Genomic DNA, 18,829 nt, shown 5'->3' with positions numbered 1-18,829 from the left:
CGTGTCGATGTAGGTGCAGCATCACCCTGCTGGCGTAGATGCCAAGCTCCGGTAGAAGATGTAACCTGCGACGACAAAGATGAGCGCCGCGAACAGACGGTCGAGTATGTTCTTGTAGGCGCTCAGTCGAGTTGCCAGCATCGTGCCGAAAAGGCCGCCTGCTACGCCTCCACCAATGAACTCCATGGCAAGCCACCAGTCCACTAGCCCGGACGCCGCGTAGTTCAACGCGGTCGCCAGCCCAAACGCTCCGACGGAGAGGAGCGACGTGCCGATCGCGTTGATCATCGGCATCCCGGTCGCCAGCATCAGGCCGGGAACGATCAGGAAGCCGCCACCAATCCCGAAGAAACCCGATGCCGCTCCGGCTGCAAGCGCCACAGCTGCGGTTACAAAGCACATCCTGAGGTCGACCGGCCGGCTTTTTACGGACGTCGGCTTCCTGGGCTTGAGCATCAGGGCGCCGACCACGACCATCAGGACGCCGAACAGGAAGATCAGGCGGCCTCCGTCCATCGCTTTGCCGAGGCTGGAGCCGGCAAGCGCGCCGAAGACGCCGAGCAAGGAGAAGACGGCTGCGCACCGCCACCAGACGTGACCCTTTATAGCGTGGCTCGCGAAGTTGGCGAAGGCGTTCACCGAAACCGCGAGCGCTCCGGTTCCGATCGCGATATGAGGCTGCGTGACGCCGACGACATAAAGCAGGAGCGGCGTCGCCAGAATGGATCCCCCGCCGCCGAGAAGGCCGAGCATGAAGCCGACGATCCCGCCAGATCCGACGGCCGCGAGAACGGAAGTGCTCATGTCCTTCCGCTCCAAATCCGGTCGTAAAGTATCATGCCGACCAGCATGGCGACGACGAACAGCACCGTCTGGGGAAAGCCGACCGACAGGGAAGCGACAGCCGGCCCCGGACAGAGGCCGCCGATCCCCCAGCCGATTCCGAACAAGGCCGAGCCGATGACCAGCGGCGCGTCAATCGTCCGGTTTGTGGGCACATGGAAACTGTCGTCGAAAGCAGGATGGCGCATCTTCTTCATCACCTGTACGCCGATGAAGGCGACAGCGACGGCGCCGCCAAGAACGAAGGCAAGGCTTGGGTCCCAGTTGCCCAAGACGTCGAGGAAGCCTTGGACGCGAGCGGGATTCAGCATGCCGGAGAGCGACAGGCCGAAGCCGAAGACAATGCCAGAGGCGAGGGCGGCGCCGAATTGATAGATGGTCCTATTCATAATCCGAGGCCTCGTAGAATGGTGACGGCGATGACCCCCGCGATTAAGAAGGTGGCGACGGCGGCCATGGATCGTGGAGAGAGGCAGCCAAGGCCCAGCACGCCGTGGCCGCTGGTGCATCCGGATCCCATCCGCGAACCGAGGCCGACTAGCAGTCCGGCGACGATGATCATCGGCCAGCCCGCTGTGATCTCGACGGTCGGCCAGTTACCGACCGCCAGCAGGTAGACGAGCGGCCCGAGCAGGAGGCCAAGTACGAACGCAAGATTGGTGGTCAAGCCGATGCCTTGGGCAAGGCGGCCGACGATGCCGCTGATGCCGGCGATCCGGCCGTTCAGAAGCAGGAGCATGACCGCGGATGCGCCGATCAGCATGCCGCCGCTCAGCGACTGGAGATAGATGTTCATGTCTCTTCCTTTACGCAGAAGATGTCATAGAGCGCGGAGACCAGTTGTGCGGCCTTCTCCTCGGTCAGGCGGTAGAAGATCTGCTTTCCATCCCGCCGGGTTTCGACAATTCCGGAGCTCCGCAGCACCGTCAGATGCTGCGAAAGATGCGGCTGATGGATGTTGAGCTTTTCCTCGAGTTCGCCGACCGAGAACTCGCGCTCGACTAGCGTGCACACGATCATGAGACGGGACTGGTGGGACAACGTCTTCAGGAGATCGGCGACCTCTCCGGCCCGGCCGACCATCTCGGCGGGAGAGAGCCGTGCCTTCATCATTTTCCTTAAATCGGTGTTCATTCCCATGCGGCTCCCTGCAATGCATCGAGCGGGAACTTGAGGTAGCGCTTGCCGTTCGCTTCAGGCTCCGGCAGACGCCCTCCGCGGATGTTTACCTGCAGCGCATGCAGGATGAGCTTCGGCAGCGGCAGCGTCTTGTCACGCCTCCTCCGGAGCTCCACAAACTGCTCTTCCGTCACTCCGGCAAGATGCTCGTTGGACTTCTTCTGCTCGGCCACCGTGCTTTCCCACCGCGGAGCGCGACCGTTCGGCTGGTAGTCGTGTCCGGTGAAGATTCGGGTGTCGTCCGGGAGGGCGAGGATGTCCTGGATCGATTTCCACAGGACGCGGGCGTCTCCGCCGGGGAAGTCTGCCCGCGCCGTGCCGCTCTCGGGCATGAAAAGCGTGTCATGGACGAACGCCGCGTCGCCGACCACGTAGGTGATCGAGGCGAGCGTGTGACCGGGCGAGAACATCACCTTCGCGTCGATGGAGCCGACCTTGAACATTTCGCCGTGTGCGAAAAGGTGGTCCCACTGCGAGCCGTCGGTGGCAAGCTCGGGCCAGTTGTAGATCCTCTTCCAGAGCTTCTGAACATCAACGACGCGTCCGCCGATCGCGGTTCTGGCACCAGTCTTCTCCTTGAGATAGTGGGCCGCGGAGAAATGATCAGCATGCGGATGGGTATCGAGGATCCACTCGACCGTCAGGCCATTCTCCCTGACATAGCCGAGGATCGCGTCGGCATTGATGGTCGCGGTGGCTCCCGATTTCTCGTCGAAGTCCAGCACGGGATCGATAATGGCGCACTTGCCTGTCGCCGGATCGGACACGACATATTGGACGCTCCAGGTGCGCTTGTCGAACAAGCCTTTCACCCGCGGGCGGCGTGCCGCGTGCTGCTTGAGCCATGCCGCGGCGGCGCTGCTGTCGAAGCCGTGGGCACGGCCGAACTCGACGACGTCTTCGGCAGCCATTCGCCCGTCGAGAACCTCGCCGATTAAATGGAGGGTGAGGGACCTCGTGCCCGACTTGCAATGGGCGAACACCGGGCCTTCGGACGCATCGACCGCCTTCTGAAAGGCACGGACGTCGGCTTCGGTGATCGTACCTAGCGTGACCGGGACATAAGCGTAGGACAGGCCGCACTGCTCGGCTTCCTGGCTTTCCACGTCCGTGCCGGGCTGGGCGGCGTCCTCGGCGTCCGGGCGGTTGTTGATCAGCGTCGCGAAACCCTGGCGACGAAGGGACTTGATGTCGTCGGCACTTGGCTGCGGCGAGACCGACAGCTTCTCTGAAATCCTGATCACGGACATGACTGACTCCTTAGTCCATTTACATTATCCATTATAATATAACGTATAATGTCTATCTTTCAAGTCCGCCAAGTGACCTGATCGTCGCAGCACACTCAGGAGCAGAGAGACGCCCTCCGACCCCAGAGGAGCTTTCTCGACGCCGCGTCGCGCCGACCGGACCCCGAATAACGACGGAAGCAGCAGTTTTACAGGGCGATTACAAGAGAGCGCGTCACCCCTCGAGGAGATCCAAAAGACTACGAGCTAGTCGCGAGAGCGCGATTGAGCGTTGGCGTCCCCTAAGCGTCGAAATGGCGTGCCACCTCGGATCCTTCGTAATCGCGGCGACAGCTCTAAAATATTTACTGTTGGATCGAGGCGGAAGATCGATTCTGCTTTTTTCCCCGTAGATGACCGAGTAGTCAGGGACTGACTCGAAGTTATATTTTTCTCAAACTGCTGGAAAGCGAACGTCAAACAATCGCTAGGAGGGCCGAACTCGGATTGTGCGCTGCTGATATCCAGCATCTGCGCCATCGTCAGGAGAGTGCTGGACCGCCATGTCATGGACAAGCACGTCAACGGCGCATCCACGTTCACCGGGATGGAAGCCGGCCCTTTTATGTCTTGAACGCCGAAAAAAGTGATCTCGGGTCTTCCGTGGTTCACAGAACCGCTCCAGAGAAAGCGGATAGCCTTTCGAATGTCGGCAAGCTTTGTCTCGCCCCTCCCCTTCTCCGCATCGTCGATCGCCTCCATCGTCGCAATCAGCAGGCCGGCGTAACGGAGTTCAAAATGCGACGGTGGGGCACGCGACACAGCTCTCATACAGCCGGAGCAAATCAGCTCGGCCAACCCGTCCCGGTATTCATACCGGAAGTCGCATCGCCTTAAACATTTCAGACAGGAGAAGCGGAGGCGAACGCGGTGGATGCTACAAGCAACGGTCTCAGCGCGCGACCAGTGTCTGCGAAGATACTGATCGCGGCCGTTTCGCCGATCGCCCTCCAGGCAGGCGGGACATATGCCGCGCCATCTGGACTGCCGGACATAACCAAGTGAGGCAGCATTCCGGGAAAGTGCGAGCGCCTCGACGACGGCAGGTCGGATCCTGCAAGCGCGGCTCCATCTCCAAACACTTGTCGGGTCTGGATCGAAATCGTTATCGGTTGAGCTGTCGAGGCCCAGCCAAGCTTCAATATCAGCACTTTGCCGGGAATACCTTGCCGCAACCCGCGCCTGCCACGATGAGATCAGTTCGTCGCCATATGGCGCGGTGCCAGCGGCAAAAGCGGTGTCGTCCTCACCGGGCAATCCGTCTCTGCAGTTGCCGCTCCGAGTATCGCGTCATCGAGATCAGGGGCAAAACCAGCTCGCCACCGGTGAAGCTTTCGATGGCAATGCGCTCGTTACCACTTCGGATGGCCTCGACCGCTGCGGTCTCAATCAACCGGAAAATCCTGACCGTTACACCGTCGGTCAACTCAAGGACACGTTGGCGGACTGCGGCAGTGCCTATATCGGATGGTTCCCTGAGGGGGAGAATTCCGGCCAGACTCGACAGAAGCTGGGCCAGATTTTTGTCGTTGGACCAACGGTTCAGATGAAGAGCATCGAACCGCTCGGCGAGCTGTTGGTCTGTTAGAAGGGCTTGTCGGGCAAGGTCCGTCCCCGCACAGATCATAGGCACCTTCAGATCATTAGCCAGGAACCGGATGACGTTGAGGAATATTCGCTGCTGGCGAAATGTGCCGGTCAGGACAGCGTGGATCTCGTCGATGATCAGCATCCGAACGCCCATGTCACGCATCATGCTTCGGCAAATGGCCTTCAGGCGCCATGCGGCTTCGTACTGGGGACCTGGCGCGCCCAGTGCATTCAGCAGCTCACCATAGACATCGCGCTCGATCGGCTCGGCCGGCATCTGCATGGCAACGACAGGCATCGTCGTGACGCCTGTGCTCCGGTCGAACCGAGGCGGATGATCACGTAGGAATTTCCGAATGATCTTGGTCTTGCCGATACCGGTTTCGCCATAGATGAGAAGGCAGGGCATCCGGTCGCGCGGAGGGTAAGACAGAAGATCCTCTAGCCGCCTGATCACCGTCGTTGCTTGCGAAGTCTCAAGCCATCTATCCGCACGCAGCCAGGCGATGCGCTCATCGGTATCGAGATCGGCATACTGGCGATACGCCGGCTGCAGGTGCTCGTATGCTGTCATGACCACTCCTCCACGGACAATGGTGGCAGATCCTCGAAAATTTCTGGACTGGGCTGGTCGTCGGGAAGAGCGTCGTAACCCCGACTTGCGAACAATGCGCGCTCGCTCCGCTCTGCATTCCGGCGCACGGTTCGTGTTTTCACCGCAGCGTCCGCCAAAAGTTGCCGCTGCTCGGCAATCGTCGAAAAGATCAGCTCTTCGTTGACGGCCCGGACGCCTTTTGCTCGCAATGCAGCCAAGGCCAGACGATGCTCACCAAGCGTGATACGCGGGCGCCGAAGATCAGCGAAATGAACCGTCCAGACGAAGCCGTCGGCCCCTTCTACCTGAACGCGCGACAGGTCTCGGGGGTCGTACTTGACGCGCACCCGCTGGCCCCGGCCGGCCCATGGGCTAAGCACATCGTCCCAATAGCGAAGCCCGAACAGATGGATCCCGTCTCTACGGACGAACCGTTCTTCAAACGGCAGGAAATCCTTCAGGAACTGGCCAGGATCATGGGGAAGCCTCAACGCGTATGGCCGATCAGCAAGGCCGTCATCCCAGGCCAGCCGTGGAGGCACGCCCAGGCTGCGATGAAGATCGGCATGATAGCGGCCTGTGATTTCGAGTGTGAGCCACCTCTCCAACTCATCCAAGGTCATCGCTGCATGTTTCTCGGAGTCATAAGACCCGCGATCCGCGACGTTGCTTGAGGTCGAACCCGGCAGCATATGCACCGCCCCCATCATGGTGCCGATCAGCCGTTCGATATGCGCGCCGTAATGCGGACGGCGAACCGGACGATGAACAAGGGAAATTCCGTGTTCTGCTGCCCCGCGAACGAGAGCTTTGCCATGAAACTCTCGAGCGTTGTCGAGATGAATGATATCCGGAAGGCCATGGGCCGGCCAATCGGCCTTGATACGCCGATCTTCGAGCCACGGTTCCTTCGGCAAGACCAACTGTTGAACGACGAGGGCAACGGATGTCGATGAAGGGCTTTCCAGACTGATATGAAAACCGGCCACCATCCGGCTTGCGATATCGATGGCCAGTGTCAGCCACGGCCTTTGCAAAGGGCGGCGATGGAAAGAATCGACGATAAAGAGATCTACGAGCGTATGGTCGATCTGCACGACCTGAAATGCATAGTCTGCAGTATATTCCCGGACAACCGGTGCGAACCGTTGGCGCCCGGCCGTGGCTCCCTCCCTATCTCTATAAAGCCCCCTTTGGTCCGCTTGATGGACTCGACCTCTGACAGCTTTCAAGGAAGGTGTGGGGATACCGGCCTCGTGGCACAGCTGGCGGACGCGGTCATGAAGTGCCTTCGCAGTCGGCCGTTCGCGACTTCGATAGGTGTCGCGGATTGCAACCTCGATGGTCTCTTCGACATCGTCACGCAGTCGACGGCCTCCCTTTTCTTGACCCGCCACGCCATCAAGAAGCGAGCTGGCTACCGGCGCCACTCGATAAAGGGCTATCAGTTCGTAAAGACGCGACCGCTTCAACCCAAGTTCCCGGCACACTCGTGCAAGGCCGAGCGCTGGTATACGCTTCGCCGCTGCCAGCGGCCGGATCAGCGCTTCGCGAGTGACCGCCTTCGTCCAAGCGACCTCAGTCGCCACCATTTTATCGGGTCTTTTGTTCATCCTATATCTCCCCATCCCGTCACGGTTCAAGTGGAGCTTTGCGCCGACTACATCGACAGCTAAGATGACGCGGGATCGTAACAGAGCCGCGACAGCACTTTAAGTGACGAAGGAGTCCGGAGAATTAGGGCGAGTCCGGCGAAATTGGAAAACCCCTTGTCCTGAGAAATCAGTGAGATAGAATCCACTCGATTAAGAATGCCGACAAGTGAAACTGGGCGCAAGGACGATCACAAAGGACCCATTTTGCTCGACATTGCAGATCAAAGACGCGGCCAGCCAAGGTCCGCGACCGCAGCTAAGCCGCTACTCGCTGCGGGCCGTGGCGCGATGACGCTGGCCGCGCGCCAGTTCGACAAAACGGCGCTTGATCTCGTTGAACAATGCCGGTGGCAAAGGGCCAAGGTAGCCTGTTTCGCTCTCAACGGGCCGGACATCCGGTCCCGGCCAGACAAACCGGTTGCTTTCCGTCAGGATAATCCAGGATCGTTCGTCGTCCAGTCCGAGACGCCGTTTTGTCGCCGGCGGGATTTCGATCGCGTCACTCGGATCAGAGGGCGGCGAGTGCGTGATCGGCAGGACACGGACTGCGGGCGTGCCATCGTCCAGGGTCGCAACAATTGCCAACACCAACGCCGGGCGGTCCTTGTCGCCCTCCTCCCGGCCTTCGAGATGCTGCCAATGCCAGAGATAGGAATAACGAAAGACCCAACCGACTTTTGGTTCAGTCGGCAGCATGTTTGTCCGTCAGCAGTTCGGCGTTGAGATGATCGAGACCCGGCTCCATCTGCGACGCTTCAATGGCGGCAAGTTCATCATCACTCATCGCTGTGGTGAGATCTACGCGACGGTCGCGTCTGGCCAGACGCAGATAGTCCTCATAGGCGATCAGAACCGTGCGCGGCCGGCCGTTCTTGGTGATAATCACCGGCTCGCGGACTGCGGCATCCTGATAGGCGCCAAAATTCTTGGAAACGGCTGCTGCTGTCACGGTCGAGGTCATGGCAGAACTCCTTTGTTGCGGAATATACGGGCTTTCCGTAACTTTTGCAAACGCACGATTAGCATTGGACATGTACCATGACGAAAAAGACCTTGTCGGTATCGTCGGTCACCCAGAATGTTTTAAACCGCGCCGAACAGCTCGACAACATCGCGGCGGTGCTGCCGATCGACCGACGTGACAAGCTTGCCGAAATCCTGACCGACCAGGACGTCGAGACCCTGCGTCATCTGGTCAACGAAGGTATGGGTGAGAATACGCTGCGGGCGTTGACCTCCGATCTCGGCTATCTCGAAGCCTGGTCGCATGCCGCGACTGGCGGCGCCCTTCCTTGGCCGGCCCCCGAGGCGCTGCTCCTCAAGTTTGTCGCCCATCACCTCTGGGACCCAGCGAGGCGCGAAACCGATCCGGACCATGGCATGCCGGCTGAGGTTGACCAGGCCCTTCGAGATGGCGGCTTTCTCAGATCAACCGGGCCGCACGCGCCCGATACCGTGCGCCGTCGTCTGGCCAACTGGTCGACACTGACTAAGTGGCGAGGTTTCAACGGCGCTTTCGCCTCCCCTGCCCTCAAATCCGCAATCCGGCTCGCCGTTCGTGCCGTGCCACGCCAACGCCGCCGCAAGAGCGCAAAGGCGGTCACCGGCGACATCATGGCAAAAATGCTGGCAACTTGTGCCGGCGAAAGCCTTCGTGACATCCGCGATCGGGCTATCCTGATGGTTGGCTTTGCGTCGGGTGGGCGCCGTCGCAGCGAGATTGCCGGGCTGCGCAGGGAACAGTTGACGGCTGAGCCGCCGATCGCCGTTGAGGGCGGGGCTCCCCTGCCCTCGCTGTCGATCCATCTCGGCCGCACAAAGACCAGCAGCGGCGACAGCGATGAAGTTGTCTACCTGACCGGCCGGCCGGTTGATGCCCTGAACGCCTGGCTTGTTGCCGCCAAGATTGAAAGTGGGAGTGTGTTCCGGGCGATTGATCGCTGGGGGAATGTATCCCGTCGGGCGCTCGATCCGAAGGCGATCAATGATATTGTCAAACAGCGGGCGACGATGGCCGGTCTGGAGGCGGATGAGTTTTCCGCGCATGGGTTGCGGTCGGGCTATCTGACTGAAGCCGCAAACCGAGGCGTTCCTTTGCCGGAGGCGATGGAGCAGTCGCGCCACCGATCGGTACAGCAGGCGTCAAGCTACTACAACAACGCGACCCGCCGGAGCGGCCGGGCTACGCGATTGTTATAAGGGCGCCGTCGTCCTCCGCACAGCCATGACAGCATGTTCACTGAAACTGTATTTCCGTGGCGTTGGCAAAACGAGCTGGTAAACGATGGTCATGCTCAAGGCGCATTTCGCCGCGCTGTTTCCCAAAGCAACGCTGAAGCTTCTATCTACTCTACCGCGCGGCGGAAAGAACGACCACTGGTGCCACCTTCGAAACACGTTCGGCTATTTCAGTTGCAAACTCCTGGTTTGACTCCTGATCCGGACCGCGCAGGCGATTAAGAAACCTTAGCTGCAACAGGGGGTTAGTTTGTTGTCAGCTGACTACAATCGACGGCTTCCGAAAGCTCCTAAGATCGGGGACATCACGCACTTATAGCCCCGCCAGAGTTCACTTTCAAAAGCGCCATTATCATCGGGCCGAGCGAAAACTCACCGCGGCGAGTTCTGGAGGTGAGATCGCGGAGATAGCCACCAGCTGAATTGATGTGCCCAGCTCGCTCAAGTATCGCTGCCATCGCGACGGCCGCATTCTCGGCGCCCATCGCCTCGCAAGCGTCCTGATACGCTGAAGCGCTCACTCCCAAGGTCGATCGAACCACGACTGCGGCGGACATCAAGTCCCTCCAACTCTGGACCTGGCCTCCAGGCGCATAGGCCGCAATTTCAGGGCACGCTCGCATCACCAAACCAATAGGGAAACTCTTTAGCGGCTCCGCCGGTCGGTCTGGTTTTAACATCGGTTTCTCGCCCTGCTCTTTTTCTGAGCCAGGTTCAAATTCATTTATAGATTCGGTATTTGAATTCTGTATGTGCTGACGGATTTCGTTGTCATTGGTAGCGGTTTTTTGTGAAAAGATGTTGCTTTCCAATACGCTAAGTACACCTTCGCGCAATAGTTCCAGTTCGTCCAGGATCGATTCAAGGGCCTCAATCGACTTGGCGGTCCGAAGCTTTGCTACGGCCCCTAGGTAGATTGTCTCCATCGTCGCCCAGTCGCCAGGCGCACCATCGTCAACAGCAGCCGTGATAAGCTTACGCACGTCCCTGCGCGCGATAGTCGTCCGCTCCTTAACTACCTTGAAGCGTCGTGCCTCCTCGGCCACCCGCTGCGCCATGAGAGCAAGTTCTTCCGCCCTCGCAAGCAATGGGGCAAGACTGAACCCATATGCTGTCTCCACCTCGCCGTCCTTGCCACGTCTCACGTAGCGTTTACCATTGGGGCTGTCGTTACGATTTATCAGTCCGGCACCCACCAATACAGCCAAGGCCTCTCTCAGAGTCGTACCCGCGATGCCGTTCGCTCGTGCGCTCAGTTGAGCATTAGACGGAAAGACCACAAGGTTCGCATCTTCGCTGAGGTCCGTCTCTGGATAAAACGACAGGAGAGCGTTGAGCACAGCAAGCGCCCTATCGCGCAGGCCAAGTAGCGTGCGTGCTTCGCAGGCGTCGCGGTATACTTTCCATTTGTCCGCAACTTTTCCCTTACGGATGTCCGCTGTCTGGAATTGGGTCCTGACCAAGGCAAGCGTCATCGGCCGCCGCCCGAATGGCGTCGTTACACTTCCACTTCGCATTTTTCTTTCACCTTTCGATCGGCAAAAGGAATCAGCTCACCAAATCGGTGCCAAAGACTATTGACTGGGATTCATGGAAATGCGATTCTCAGGCTGCTTAGACCAATGAGAGAGGCTTCCACGACGGCAACGTTTGGGGGCCTTTTTCTTTTGCGGTTTCTTCCTTTTCTAACCTTCGGATCCGGGCTCGGTCTGCCGGAATTTCTCGTAAAGATCAGGAATTCGATCCATCACGAACTTGGCAAACGCCTCGTCCCGATCTCTATCAATCTCAATTTTACAAACCCTGCCGGAGACCGCGAGGGTCGCGATCTTAGCACCCTCGGCAGACTTTGCGGAAAGTACCGGCGTCTTTTCCGCGCTCGGTCTATCGATCGCCTTTATCGCGCGAAGAACCGCGATAAAGCGATCATCCGAAGTCTTGTGACCAAAAGACTTGTCAGTTGTAGCCTTACGCGCTTTGCTTTCCGCTCCTGCATTTTTCAGACCGTCAGCAAGCTCCTGCCACCGCGGGCGACCTATCTTCGGAGCCCGGCCTATCGCTTCGGCCAGCCAACCAGGAACTGCGCGGCCTACGTTGATCAGCTTGGATGCTTCCTGCCGATCAACCGACAACGCGGTTTGAATGAGTGTCCTCTCAAACCCGCCTTCCTCGAGTTTCAGCGCGAACATTGAACGCTCTATAAAGGTAAGATCTTCACGAGCTGAATTTTCAATGCCTTGGGCGACAGCAAGGCGATCGTCACTAAGTTCGCGCACGTAAGCCTTGACCTTAAGACCAAGCTCAGTGGCAGCTCGTACGCGACGATGGCCATAAGAAATCTGATAACGGCCAATCTCAGTCGGATGAGCCCGTACTAGAATTGGTATTTCTTGCCCGTGCTCAAGGAAAGAGGCTTTGAGCGCTTCGACAGCCGAAGCATCCTGATCCGCAAAACGATCGGCGAAAGGGGATGGGTCGATAAGAGACGGATCGAGGTCAATCGGAAGAGCGCCGTCAGCAACTTTTTGCTTGAGTTCTTCGTAGTCCCTCTCAACTTCCGAAAAAGTGTCCTTCAACGACCGAACCGCTCCTGACGCTACGCGCTGCATTGGTTGACGTGTGTCCACGGTCGGCGCCTCATCAGGCCCTGCGGCAAAGAGATTGCGAACTGATTGAGTGCGTTTGCTCATCTATCATTTCCCCAATCAGAACGTTTAACTACTAGCCCCAACGACATCACGTCGTCAGCTGACAACAAGTTAAGCGATTGATTCTTTTGATAGTGGAGCACCATCATCTCCCCCACACTTCATTGATTAGGCCGACAGCCTCGTGATTCACGGCACTAATCGATTCCATCGCTCGATCATAGGTCGATCGACCGACCGCGCCACGCGACAACTCGTAAAGAGATTGCTTGGTCAAACCGGCATTAGCAATTGCGGTCGATTTCCATGCTGCCGCAGCCATCACATCGGTACCGAATACATCCCGAAGTAAACCGACGATTTCCTGTTCAGGTACATCTCGAGGATCATGGCGGGTCACAAGGAACCTCAGAAAATCATAGTCTAGCTTACCTCCCGCCTCTTCGATTACGGAGACAAGATCGGACGTCATTAGGAGAAATTGGCTCATGGAAGCTACGTCCACCATTTGTGGGTGGACGGTGACAATCATTCCTGTCGCTGCATTCAAAGCACCCATGGTGAGGAAACCAAGCTGAGGAGGGCAGTCAACAACGACAATGTCGTACTCGTCTTTGACCTGATCAATGGCGCTTGCGACACGCCTGAAAAACAAATCTTCTGGCCGTCCTCGGTTCTGAAGCATAAATCGCGGGGTCTGATGCTCAAACTCCATCAGCTCAAGATTGCCGGGAACGATGCTGATGCCCGTGAAGTAGGTCTTGCGGATCACATCTTTCATCGCCACACGCTGGTCATCATACCTGATGGCGCCGTATATCGTGGTATTCTCCGCAACATCGAATTCCGGCTGATAACCAAACATCGCGGAGAGCGAGGCCTGGGGATCAAGATCTATGGCAAGGACTCGATAACCCTGGAGCGCCAGACCCTGCGCGAGATATAGAGATGTCGTGGTCTTGGCCGAGCCACCCTTAAAATTGGCGACAGTGATGATTTGAAGTTTTTCGCCCTCCCGGCGACGGGGCCAGAAACGCGCTGCTTCCTTGGGGCGTGCCTCGGCGAGGTACTGCCGCAAGCCATTGATTTGTTCAAGTGTATAGGAGCGTCGGCCACCGGTCCCGATATCAGGTGCCGGGCCGAGGCCATCTAGGGAGAGTTGGCGCAGGTAGCCATCCGAAACACCAACGATCTCGGCTACCTCCCCAGAGGTGAACGACCGAAGCGACTTCTGCGCGGTCGGGGGAAAGGCGCGTTCACCGACCGCACGGAGTCTCGCGGATAGAGCTTCCGCGCGCTGCGTAATATGTGCGGACGTTGCAGCCCTACTGATGTGCCTGTCGATCACGTTCACTTTAGCCTCAGGTTCAAGACGGTTTATCAGCGTCAGACGCGCTATTACCGTCTGAAGATAGCGCACGATTCCCGTCTGTCCGCAAGAGAAATAGGGTTAACAAAACCTTAACGCTCTTTGATGCAACAAACTGTTCCCGCCTTTTTTTCAACGTTTCCAGAGATTTAGCCTGGTATAAATTCCCGCCCAAAATCTCTTTCCCTCACAATCTGTTCGCAAATATTCAAGACGCCGACAGGCCGTCTCTCCAACTTGCGCCACCGTGCAGGAAACGACAGAGAATCGCGAGGTACAAATTTGTACGTGGACAGCTTGGTGCCGTCCCGCTTTTTTTTCCCGCAAATCAATCAGCGAGGAGAACGTCGCAATGCTTCAGTCGCATTCCCGCCTTGTGCGCAAGCTTCAAGAAGCACTGGGCGATCGTCTATGTATCGCCCTCGACGACCCTGGCGTCGTCGAGATCATGCTCAACCCGGACGGTAAAGTTTTCATCGAGCGGTTAGGGCAGGGCATAGCGCCCGCGGGTGAGATGGCTGCGACAGCAGCGGAAACAATCATCGGCTCCGTCGCACACGCTCTACAATCTGAGGCGGACGATGAGCGGCCGATCATTTCGGGCGAACTTCCCATTGGCGGACACCGCTTTGAAGGGTTGCTGCCCCCGGTTGTCGCGTCCCCAACGTTCACGATCAGGCGCAGAGCCTCCAGGCTGATCCCACTCGACGACTATATCGCTGACAAGGTGATGACGGAGGCGCAAGCCACAGTGATCAGGAGCGCAATCGCGAATCGGCTCAATATCGTGATCGCGGGTGGAACGGGCTCGGGCAAAACGACTCTCGCTAATGCCGTGATCGCTGAAATCATAGCCTCAGCACCGGACGACCGCATGGTCATTCTTGAAGATACTGCGGAAATCCGGTGTGCAGCAGAAAATGCGGTGTGCCTGCATACCAGTGACACGATCGATATGGCGCGGCTGCTCAAGAGCACCATGCGCCTCCGTCCCGACCGCATCATCGTTGGCGAAGTCCGCGATGGCGCCGCACTGACGCTGCTAAAGGCCTGGAATACGGGCCATCCCGGTGGCGTCACCACCGTCCACTCCAATACTGCCATGTCCGCCCTGCGTCGCCTGGAGCAACTGACCGCCGAGGTCAGTCAGCAGCCGATGCAGGCTGTGATCGGCGAGGCCGTTGATCTTGTCATCTCGATCGAGCGCGCGGGGAGGGGGAGACGGGTACGAGAAGTCATCAATGTCGAGGGCTTCAGCGGTAGCCGGTACCAGACCGAACATTACGCTCAAATTGATGAGGACATTCATGCTGCATAATCGCTCTTTTCGCCTCGGACTGCTCGCTGCGATGTTTTGCGCGGCGATTGCGGCGCCAGCCCTTGCCAGTTCCGGTGGGGAGTCTTCCCTGGGAGGGGCCGCTTGAACAGATTCAGGAATCCATCACTGGGCCAGTCGCAGGAGCAATTGCCCTCGCCGCCATGGCGATCGCCGGCGGAATGCTGATCTTCGGCGGCGAGCTCAACGATTTCGCGCGACGCCTCGTCTACATCGTACTGGTCGCCGGTATCCTGCTGGGGGCGACTACGATTGTCGGACTATTCGGTGCGACCGGCGCGTCGATCGGCATCACTGCCACAAGTTTGCCAGGGACCGTTTCCCAGCCGATGCCCGTTGCAAGAGGGGAGGGGGCCAATGGGTGAGCCGCATTCCGCTCTCCAACGCAATCGCATTCACCGCGCTCTTTCACGGCCGAACCTTTTGATGGGGGCAGACCGGGAGCTCCTGCTTGTCACAGGGCTGGTGGCAATCATCCTGATCTTCGTCGTGCTCACCCTGTATTCAGCGCTGTTTGGCATCGCCATCTGGTTCGTGATCGTCGGCGCGCTGCGCATGATGGCAAAATCCGATCCCCTCATGCGTCACGTCTACGTGCGGCATTTGCGCTACCGGCATCACTACCTGCCCACGTCTTCGCCGTGGCGGCGTTTTTAGAGGTGCAATGATGGTCGCTTTGCGTTCCCTTCGCCCGTCTGCACCGTCGTTCGCCGATCTCGTGCCCTATGCCGGACTGGTCGACAATGGGATCATTCTTCTCAAGGACGGAAGTCTCATGGCGGGGTGGTATTTTGCCGGCCCTGACTCCGAGAGCGCCACGGATTTCGAGCGCAACGATCTGTCCCGTCAGATCAATACGATCCTTTCACGGCTAGGTTCCGGCTGGATGATCCAGGTCGAGGCCGTGCGCATCCCAACGACTGACTATCCTTCTGCGGAACGCAGTCATTTCCCCGATGCTGTCACTCGAATGATCGATGATGAGCGGCGTAAGCACTTCGAACAGGAGCGCGGGCATTTCGAGAGCCGGCATGCGCTCGTCCTGACATATCGCCCTCCCGAGCGCCGGCGATCTGGCGTCACGCGTTATATCTACTCGGACACTGAGAGCCGGACGGCGACCTATGCCGACACAGTGCTCGACAGTTTCAGGCGCTCCACCCGAGAGATTGAGCAATACCTCGGCAACGTCATCTCCATTGAGCGTATGCGGACGCGTGAGGTGCCGGAACGCGGTGGCACCCGCATTGCCCGCTACGATGAGCTGTTCCAGTTCATCCGGTTCTGCATCACCGGTGAAAACCACCCAGTCCGTCTGCCTGAAATTCCCATGTATTTGGATTGGCTGGCGACCGCGGAGCTAGAGCACGGCCTTACCCCGAAAGTCGAAAACCGGTTCCTCAGCGCGATTGCGATCGACGGTTTGCCGGCCGAGAGCTGGCCAGGCATCTTGAATAACCTCGATCTCTTGCCGCTCACCTATCGCTGGTCGTCACGCTTTATCTTTCTGGATGCTGAGGAAGCCAAACAGCGGTTGGAGCGCACGCGCAAGAAATGGCAGCAAAAGGTACGGCCTTTCTTCGACCAACTCTTCCAGACACAGAGCCGATCGGTTGACCAAGACGCAATGGCCATGGTCGCTGAGACTGAAGACGCGATCGCCGAGGCCTCTTCGCAGCTGGTCGCTTATGGCTATTACACGCCGGTGATCATCCTGTTCGACGAGAGCAGAGAAAATCTTGCCGATAAAGCCGAGTCCGTTCGAAGGTTGATCCAGGCTGAAGGATTTGGCGCGCGGATCGAGACGTTGAATGCGACAGACGCGTTCCTCGGGAGCCTGCCAGGCAACTGGTACTGCAACATCCGGGAACCGCTGATAAACACCCGCAACCTCGCTGACCTGATCCCCCTCAATTCCGTCTGGTCGGGCAGTCCGCTTGCGCCCTGCCCGTTCTATCCACCCGACGCGCCGCCACTGACACAGGTGGCTTCCGGATCGTCACCCTTCCGACTGAACCTTCACGTGGATGATGTCGGGCATACGCTTATTTTCGGACCAACCGGTTCCGGCAAGTCAACGCTTCTCGCGCTCATCGCAGCGCAATTTCGCCGGTATAAGGGTGCGCAGGTTTTCGCCTTCGACAAAGGCAACTCTATTCTGCCGCTGACGCTGGCCGTTGATGGTAATCATTACGAAATCGGCGGCGAGGCAGGGGAGGGGGCTAGGCTTGCCTTTTGCCCTCTCTCCGACCTCTCGACCGAGACCGACCGCGCCTGGGCTTCCGAGTGGATCGAAACACTCGTCTCCCTGCAGGGTGTCACGGTCAACCCGGACCACCGAAACGCCATATCTCGGCAGATCGGTTTGATGGCGGGGGCTCCAGGCCGGTCGCTGTCGGATTTTGTGAGTGGCGTGCAGATGCGGGAGATCAAGGACGCGCTGCACCACTATACTGTTGACGGCCCCATGGGCCAGCTTCTCGACGCTGAACAGGATTCGCTGACCCTCGGTCAATTCCAGTGCTTCGAGATCGAGCAACTGATGAACATGGGCGAGCGAAATCTCGTCCCCGTGCTGACCTATCTGTTTCGCAGGATCGAAAAGCGGCTCACGGGGGCACCAAGCCTCATCATTCTCGATGAGGCTTGGCTGATGCTCGGCCACCCGGTTTTCCGCGACAAAATCCGCGAGTGGCTGAAGGTGCTGCGAAAGGCAAACTGCGCCGTCGTTCTCGCCACTCAGTCAATTTCGGACGCAGAGCGCTCGGGCATCATCGATGTCCTGAAGGAATCCTGCCCAACCAAGATCTGCCTCCCGAATGGGGCTGCCCGCGAGTCCGGGACACGAGAATTCTATGAGCGCATCGGCTTTAATCCTCGCCAAATCGAAATCGTCGCAGCCGCTATTCCAAAGCGGGAATATTACGTGACGTCGCCGGACGGACGCCGCCTTTTCGATATGGCGCTGGGGCCGCTCACCCTCTCCTTCGTCGGTGCTTCCGGCAAAGCCGACCTCGCTCGGATCCGGGAACTTCTCTCAACTTACGGCAAAGACTGGCCGACCCAATGGCTCAATGAAAGAGGGATCAATCGCTATGCTTGACCATATCCTATCGCTCAGAAGAAAATCAGCGACCGTTGTCATTGCAGCGTTTGTAACCGGCGCTTCCACACCAGCATTTGCTGGCTCAGCGACGGGCGCTGCAACCGAGTGGACACAGCTTGCCAACAATGCACAGCTCGTTGACCTTCTTAAAAGCTCCGGCCTGCAAGTCGAAAATCAGCTGACACAAATCAGTCAGTTGGCCGAGCAGATCCAAAACCAGCTGAACATCTACGAAAACATGCTGCAAAACACGGCGCAGCTGCCCGATCATATCTGGGGGCAGGTGGAGAGCGACCTCAATCAGCTCCGCAGTATCGTCGATCAGGGACAGAGCATCTCTTTCTCGATGGGGAGCGCAGATGATGTGCTGAAACAGCGCTTTCAATCCTATGCTGATCTTCAGACTGCCGCCGCCAACGGGACGGACCTATCCTCGAACTATGCCCGTTGGTCAGATACCAACCGCGACACCATCGCCAGCACGCTCAAGGCTGCAAGCCTGACGGCTGACCAGTTCGACAGCGAGGAGGATACGATGGGCTCCCTCCGAAACATGTCGGAATCGGCCGATGGCCAAATGAAAGCTCTCCAGGTCGGCCACGAAATTGCGGCGCAGCAGGTTGCGCAAATGCAGAAGCTGCGTGGTCTCGTCTCCCAGCAGATGACGATGATGGGGACGTGGCTGCAAAGCGAGCAAACCGACAAGGATCTCGCGCAGGCTCGGCGGGAAAAGTTCTTCAACGCCGATACCAGTGCCGTCCCCGAAGGTCAGAAGATGGAGCCACGCTGGTGAGCCGCGCAGTTGTCATTGCTATCGCGCTTTTGGTCGCGGCGGCTTCGGTGTCCGCAGCAAGGGTGTTCATCATGAAATCCGACGATCGGTCCGCATCCAAAATGAGTGAGAAGTTTTTCGGTGTGAAAAAGGACCTGCCCCCAATCGAAAAGGGCCAGGAAATGCGTCCAAGATGGTGAGGGCACGGA

At 58.4% G+C, this 18,829-nt stretch carries 19 protein-coding genes and 1 pseudogene; 7 read left to right on the top strand and 13 right to left on the bottom strand.

The genetic code is table 11. The features are described from left to right. Window positions 1–21: 21 nt before the first annotated feature. From P3R82_RS29725 to P3R82_RS29680, 10 genes are all read right to left on the bottom strand, one after another. On the bottom strand, window positions 22–804 hold the full coding sequence (locus P3R82_RS29725) for a sulfite exporter TauE/SafE family protein (protein ID WP_183902761.1): 783 nt from the start codon (window positions 802–804) through the stop codon (window positions 22–24). Further along, entirely contained in the window at window positions 801–1,232 is a 432-nt protein-coding gene (locus P3R82_RS29720) for a YeeE/YedE family protein (protein WP_183902760.1), read from the bottom strand. Before P3R82_RS29720 ends, P3R82_RS29725 begins: the two co-directional genes overlap by 4 nt. Continuing rightward, window positions 1,229–1,639: a YeeE/YedE family protein gene (locus P3R82_RS29715; RefSeq protein ID WP_183902759.1), complete on the bottom strand. Its 411-nt coding sequence runs from the start codon at window positions 1,637–1,639 to the stop codon at window positions 1,229–1,231. Before P3R82_RS29715 ends, P3R82_RS29720 begins: the two co-directional genes overlap by 4 nt. Next, window positions 1,636–1,983 (bottom strand): sulfite-sensing transcriptional repressor BigR, encoded by a 348-nt coding sequence (gene bigR / locus P3R82_RS29710; RefSeq protein WP_183902758.1) that lies wholly within the window; start codon window positions 1,981–1,983, stop codon window positions 1,636–1,638. Before bigR ends, P3R82_RS29715 begins: the two co-directional genes overlap by 4 nt. After that, the gene (gene blh / locus P3R82_RS29705) at window positions 1,974–3,272 is read right to left on the bottom strand and encodes a bifunctional sulfur transferase/dioxygenase Blh (protein ID WP_183902757.1); all 1,299 of its coding nucleotides are present in this window, start codon (window positions 3,270–3,272) and stop codon (window positions 1,974–1,976) included. Before blh ends, bigR begins: the two co-directional genes overlap by 10 nt. Before the next feature lie 246 nt (window positions 3,273–3,518). Continuing rightward, window positions 3,519–4,109, bottom strand: coding sequence for a hypothetical protein (locus P3R82_RS29700; protein WP_283196463.1), 591 nt, complete (start codon window positions 4,107–4,109; stop codon window positions 3,519–3,521). A gap of 448 nt (window positions 4,110–4,557) precedes the next feature. After that, the gene (locus tag P3R82_RS29695) at window positions 4,558–5,475 is read right to left on the bottom strand and encodes a TniB family NTP-binding protein (RefSeq protein WP_183902755.1); all 918 of its coding nucleotides are present in this window, start codon (window positions 5,473–5,475) and stop codon (window positions 4,558–4,560) included. After that, window positions 5,472–7,109: a Mu transposase C-terminal domain-containing protein gene (locus tag P3R82_RS29690; RefSeq protein ID WP_283196462.1), complete on the bottom strand. Its 1,638-nt coding sequence runs from the start codon at window positions 7,107–7,109 to the stop codon at window positions 5,472–5,474. Before P3R82_RS29690 ends, P3R82_RS29695 begins: the two co-directional genes overlap by 4 nt. Before the next feature lie 306 nt (window positions 7,110–7,415). Continuing rightward, the gene (locus tag P3R82_RS29685) at window positions 7,416–7,847 is read right to left on the bottom strand and encodes a plasmid maintenance toxin (PemK-like) (protein WP_283196461.1); all 432 of its coding nucleotides are present in this window, start codon (window positions 7,845–7,847) and stop codon (window positions 7,416–7,418) included. Beyond that, a complete protein-coding gene (locus tag P3R82_RS29680) occupies window positions 7,834–8,112 on the bottom strand; it encodes a type II toxin-antitoxin system Phd/YefM family antitoxin (protein ID WP_283196460.1) in 279 nt (92 codons plus the stop codon). Before P3R82_RS29680 ends, P3R82_RS29685 begins: the two co-directional genes overlap by 14 nt. Before the next feature lie 77 nt (window positions 8,113–8,189). Here P3R82_RS29680 and P3R82_RS29675 point away from each other — a divergent pair, with 77 nt between their 5' ends. Beyond that, window positions 8,190–9,350 carry a site-specific integrase gene (locus P3R82_RS29675; RefSeq protein WP_283196459.1) on the top strand — a complete coding sequence of 387 codons (1,161 nt, stop codon included), beginning with the start codon at window positions 8,190–8,192 and terminating at the stop codon, window positions 9,348–9,350. 344 nt (window positions 9,351–9,694) lie between these two features. Here P3R82_RS29675 and repC read toward each other — a convergent pair whose 3' ends face one another. The 3 genes from repC to repA form a co-directional block, all read right to left on the bottom strand. Further along, window positions 9,695–10,906: a plasmid replication protein RepC gene (gene repC / locus P3R82_RS29670; RefSeq protein ID WP_283196458.1), complete on the bottom strand. Its 1,212-nt coding sequence runs from the start codon at window positions 10,904–10,906 to the stop codon at window positions 9,695–9,697. Between the two features lie 168 nt (window positions 10,907–11,074). Next, window positions 11,075–12,079, bottom strand: a complete 1,005-nt coding sequence (repB, locus tag P3R82_RS29665; protein ID WP_283196457.1) for a plasmid partitioning protein RepB — start codon at window positions 12,077–12,079, stop codon at window positions 11,075–11,077. 103 nt (window positions 12,080–12,182) lie between these two features. Beyond that, window positions 12,183–13,382 carry a plasmid partitioning protein RepA gene (gene repA, locus P3R82_RS29660; RefSeq protein ID WP_046797688.1) on the bottom strand — a complete coding sequence of 400 codons (1,200 nt, stop codon included), beginning with the start codon at window positions 13,380–13,382 and terminating at the stop codon, window positions 12,183–12,185. Window positions 13,383–13,758: 376 nt separating this feature from the next. Here repA and trbB point away from each other — a divergent pair, with 376 nt between their 5' ends. The 6 genes and pseudogenes from trbB (at window position 13,759) to trbK (ending at window position 18,820) form a co-directional block, all read left to right on the top strand. Next, window positions 13,759–14,724 carry a P-type conjugative transfer ATPase TrbB gene (gene trbB, locus P3R82_RS29655; protein ID WP_052821131.1) on the top strand — a complete coding sequence of 322 codons (966 nt, stop codon included), beginning with the start codon at window positions 13,759–13,761 and terminating at the stop codon, window positions 14,722–14,724. Between the two features lie 31 nt (window positions 14,725–14,755). Next, window positions 14,756–15,107: pseudogene (locus tag P3R82_RS29650) on the top strand (TrbC/VirB2 family protein). Then, the gene (locus tag P3R82_RS29645; protein ID WP_015647762.1) at window positions 15,100–15,399 is read left to right on the top strand and encodes a conjugal transfer protein TrbD; all 300 of its coding nucleotides are present in this window, start codon (window positions 15,100–15,102) and stop codon (window positions 15,397–15,399) included. The pseudogene P3R82_RS29650 and the gene P3R82_RS29645 overlap by 8 nt, the downstream one beginning before the upstream one ends. A gap of 10 nt (window positions 15,400–15,409) precedes the next feature. Continuing rightward, window positions 15,410–17,845 (top strand): conjugal transfer protein TrbE, encoded by a 2,436-nt coding sequence (locus P3R82_RS29640; RefSeq protein ID WP_283196491.1) that lies wholly within the window; start codon window positions 15,410–15,412, stop codon window positions 17,843–17,845. Further along, window positions 17,838–18,641: a P-type conjugative transfer protein TrbJ gene (gene trbJ / locus P3R82_RS29635; protein ID WP_234689190.1), complete on the top strand. Its 804-nt coding sequence runs from the start codon at window positions 17,838–17,840 to the stop codon at window positions 18,639–18,641. The genes P3R82_RS29640 and trbJ overlap by 8 nt, the downstream gene beginning before the upstream one ends. After that, a complete protein-coding gene (trbK, locus tag P3R82_RS29630; protein WP_071201508.1) occupies window positions 18,638–18,820 on the top strand; it encodes an entry exclusion protein TrbK in 183 nt (60 codons plus the stop codon). The genes trbJ and trbK overlap by 4 nt, the downstream gene beginning before the upstream one ends. Window positions 18,821–18,829: the final 9 nt, after the last annotated feature.

Source organism: Rhizobium sp. AN80A, from assembly GCF_030053015.1.
GTDB lineage: Bacteria > Pseudomonadota > Alphaproteobacteria > Rhizobiales > Rhizobiaceae > Rhizobium > Rhizobium metallidurans.
This window is presented reverse-complemented; position numbering and strand designations above follow the sequence as displayed.

Coding starts and splice junctions, on each gene's coding strand:
- P3R82_RS29725 (WP_183902761.1), bottom strand. CDS start 804: ATGAGCACTTCCGTTCTCGCGGCCGTCGGATCTGGCGGGATCGTCGGC.
- P3R82_RS29720 (WP_183902760.1), bottom strand. CDS start 1,232: ATGAATAGGACCATCTATCAATTCGGCGCCGCCCTCGCCTCTGGCATT.
- P3R82_RS29715 (WP_183902759.1), bottom strand. CDS start 1,639: ATGAACATCTATCTCCAGTCGCTGAGCGGCGGCATGCTGATCGGCGCA.
- bigR (WP_183902758.1), bottom strand. CDS start 1,983: ATGGGAATGAACACCGATTTAAGGAAAATGATGAAGGCACGGCTCTCT.
- blh (WP_183902757.1), bottom strand. CDS start 3,272: ATGTCCGTGATCAGGATTTCAGAGAAGCTGTCGGTCTCGCCGCAGCCA.
- P3R82_RS29695 (WP_183902755.1), bottom strand. CDS start 5,475: ATGACAGCATACGAGCACCTGCAGCCGGCGTATCGCCAGTATGCCGAT.
- P3R82_RS29690 (WP_283196462.1), bottom strand. CDS start 7,109: ATGAACAAAAGACCCGATAAAATGGTGGCGACTGAGGTCGCTTGGACG.
- P3R82_RS29685 (WP_283196461.1), bottom strand. CDS start 7,847: ATGCTGCCGACTGAACCAAAAGTCGGTTGGGTCTTTCGTTATTCCTAT.
- P3R82_RS29680 (WP_283196460.1), bottom strand. CDS start 8,112: ATGACCTCGACCGTGACAGCAGCAGCCGTTTCCAAGAATTTTGGCGCC.
- P3R82_RS29675 (WP_283196459.1), top strand. CDS start 8,190: ATGACGAAAAAGACCTTGTCGGTATCGTCGGTCACCCAGAATGTTTTA.
- repC (WP_283196458.1), bottom strand. CDS start 10,906: ATGCGAAGTGGAAGTGTAACGACGCCATTCGGGCGGCGGCCGATGACG.
- repB (WP_283196457.1), bottom strand. CDS start 12,079: ATGAGCAAACGCACTCAATCAGTTCGCAATCTCTTTGCCGCAGGGCCT.
- trbB (WP_052821131.1), top strand. CDS start 13,759: ATGCTTCAGTCGCATTCCCGCCTTGTGCGCAAGCTTCAAGAAGCACTG.
- P3R82_RS29645 (WP_015647762.1), top strand. CDS start 15,100: ATGGGTGAGCCGCATTCCGCTCTCCAACGCAATCGCATTCACCGCGCT.
- P3R82_RS29640 (WP_283196491.1), top strand. CDS start 15,410: ATGGTCGCTTTGCGTTCCCTTCGCCCGTCTGCACCGTCGTTCGCCGAT.
- trbJ (WP_234689190.1), top strand. CDS start 17,838: ATGCTTGACCATATCCTATCGCTCAGAAGAAAATCAGCGACCGTTGTC.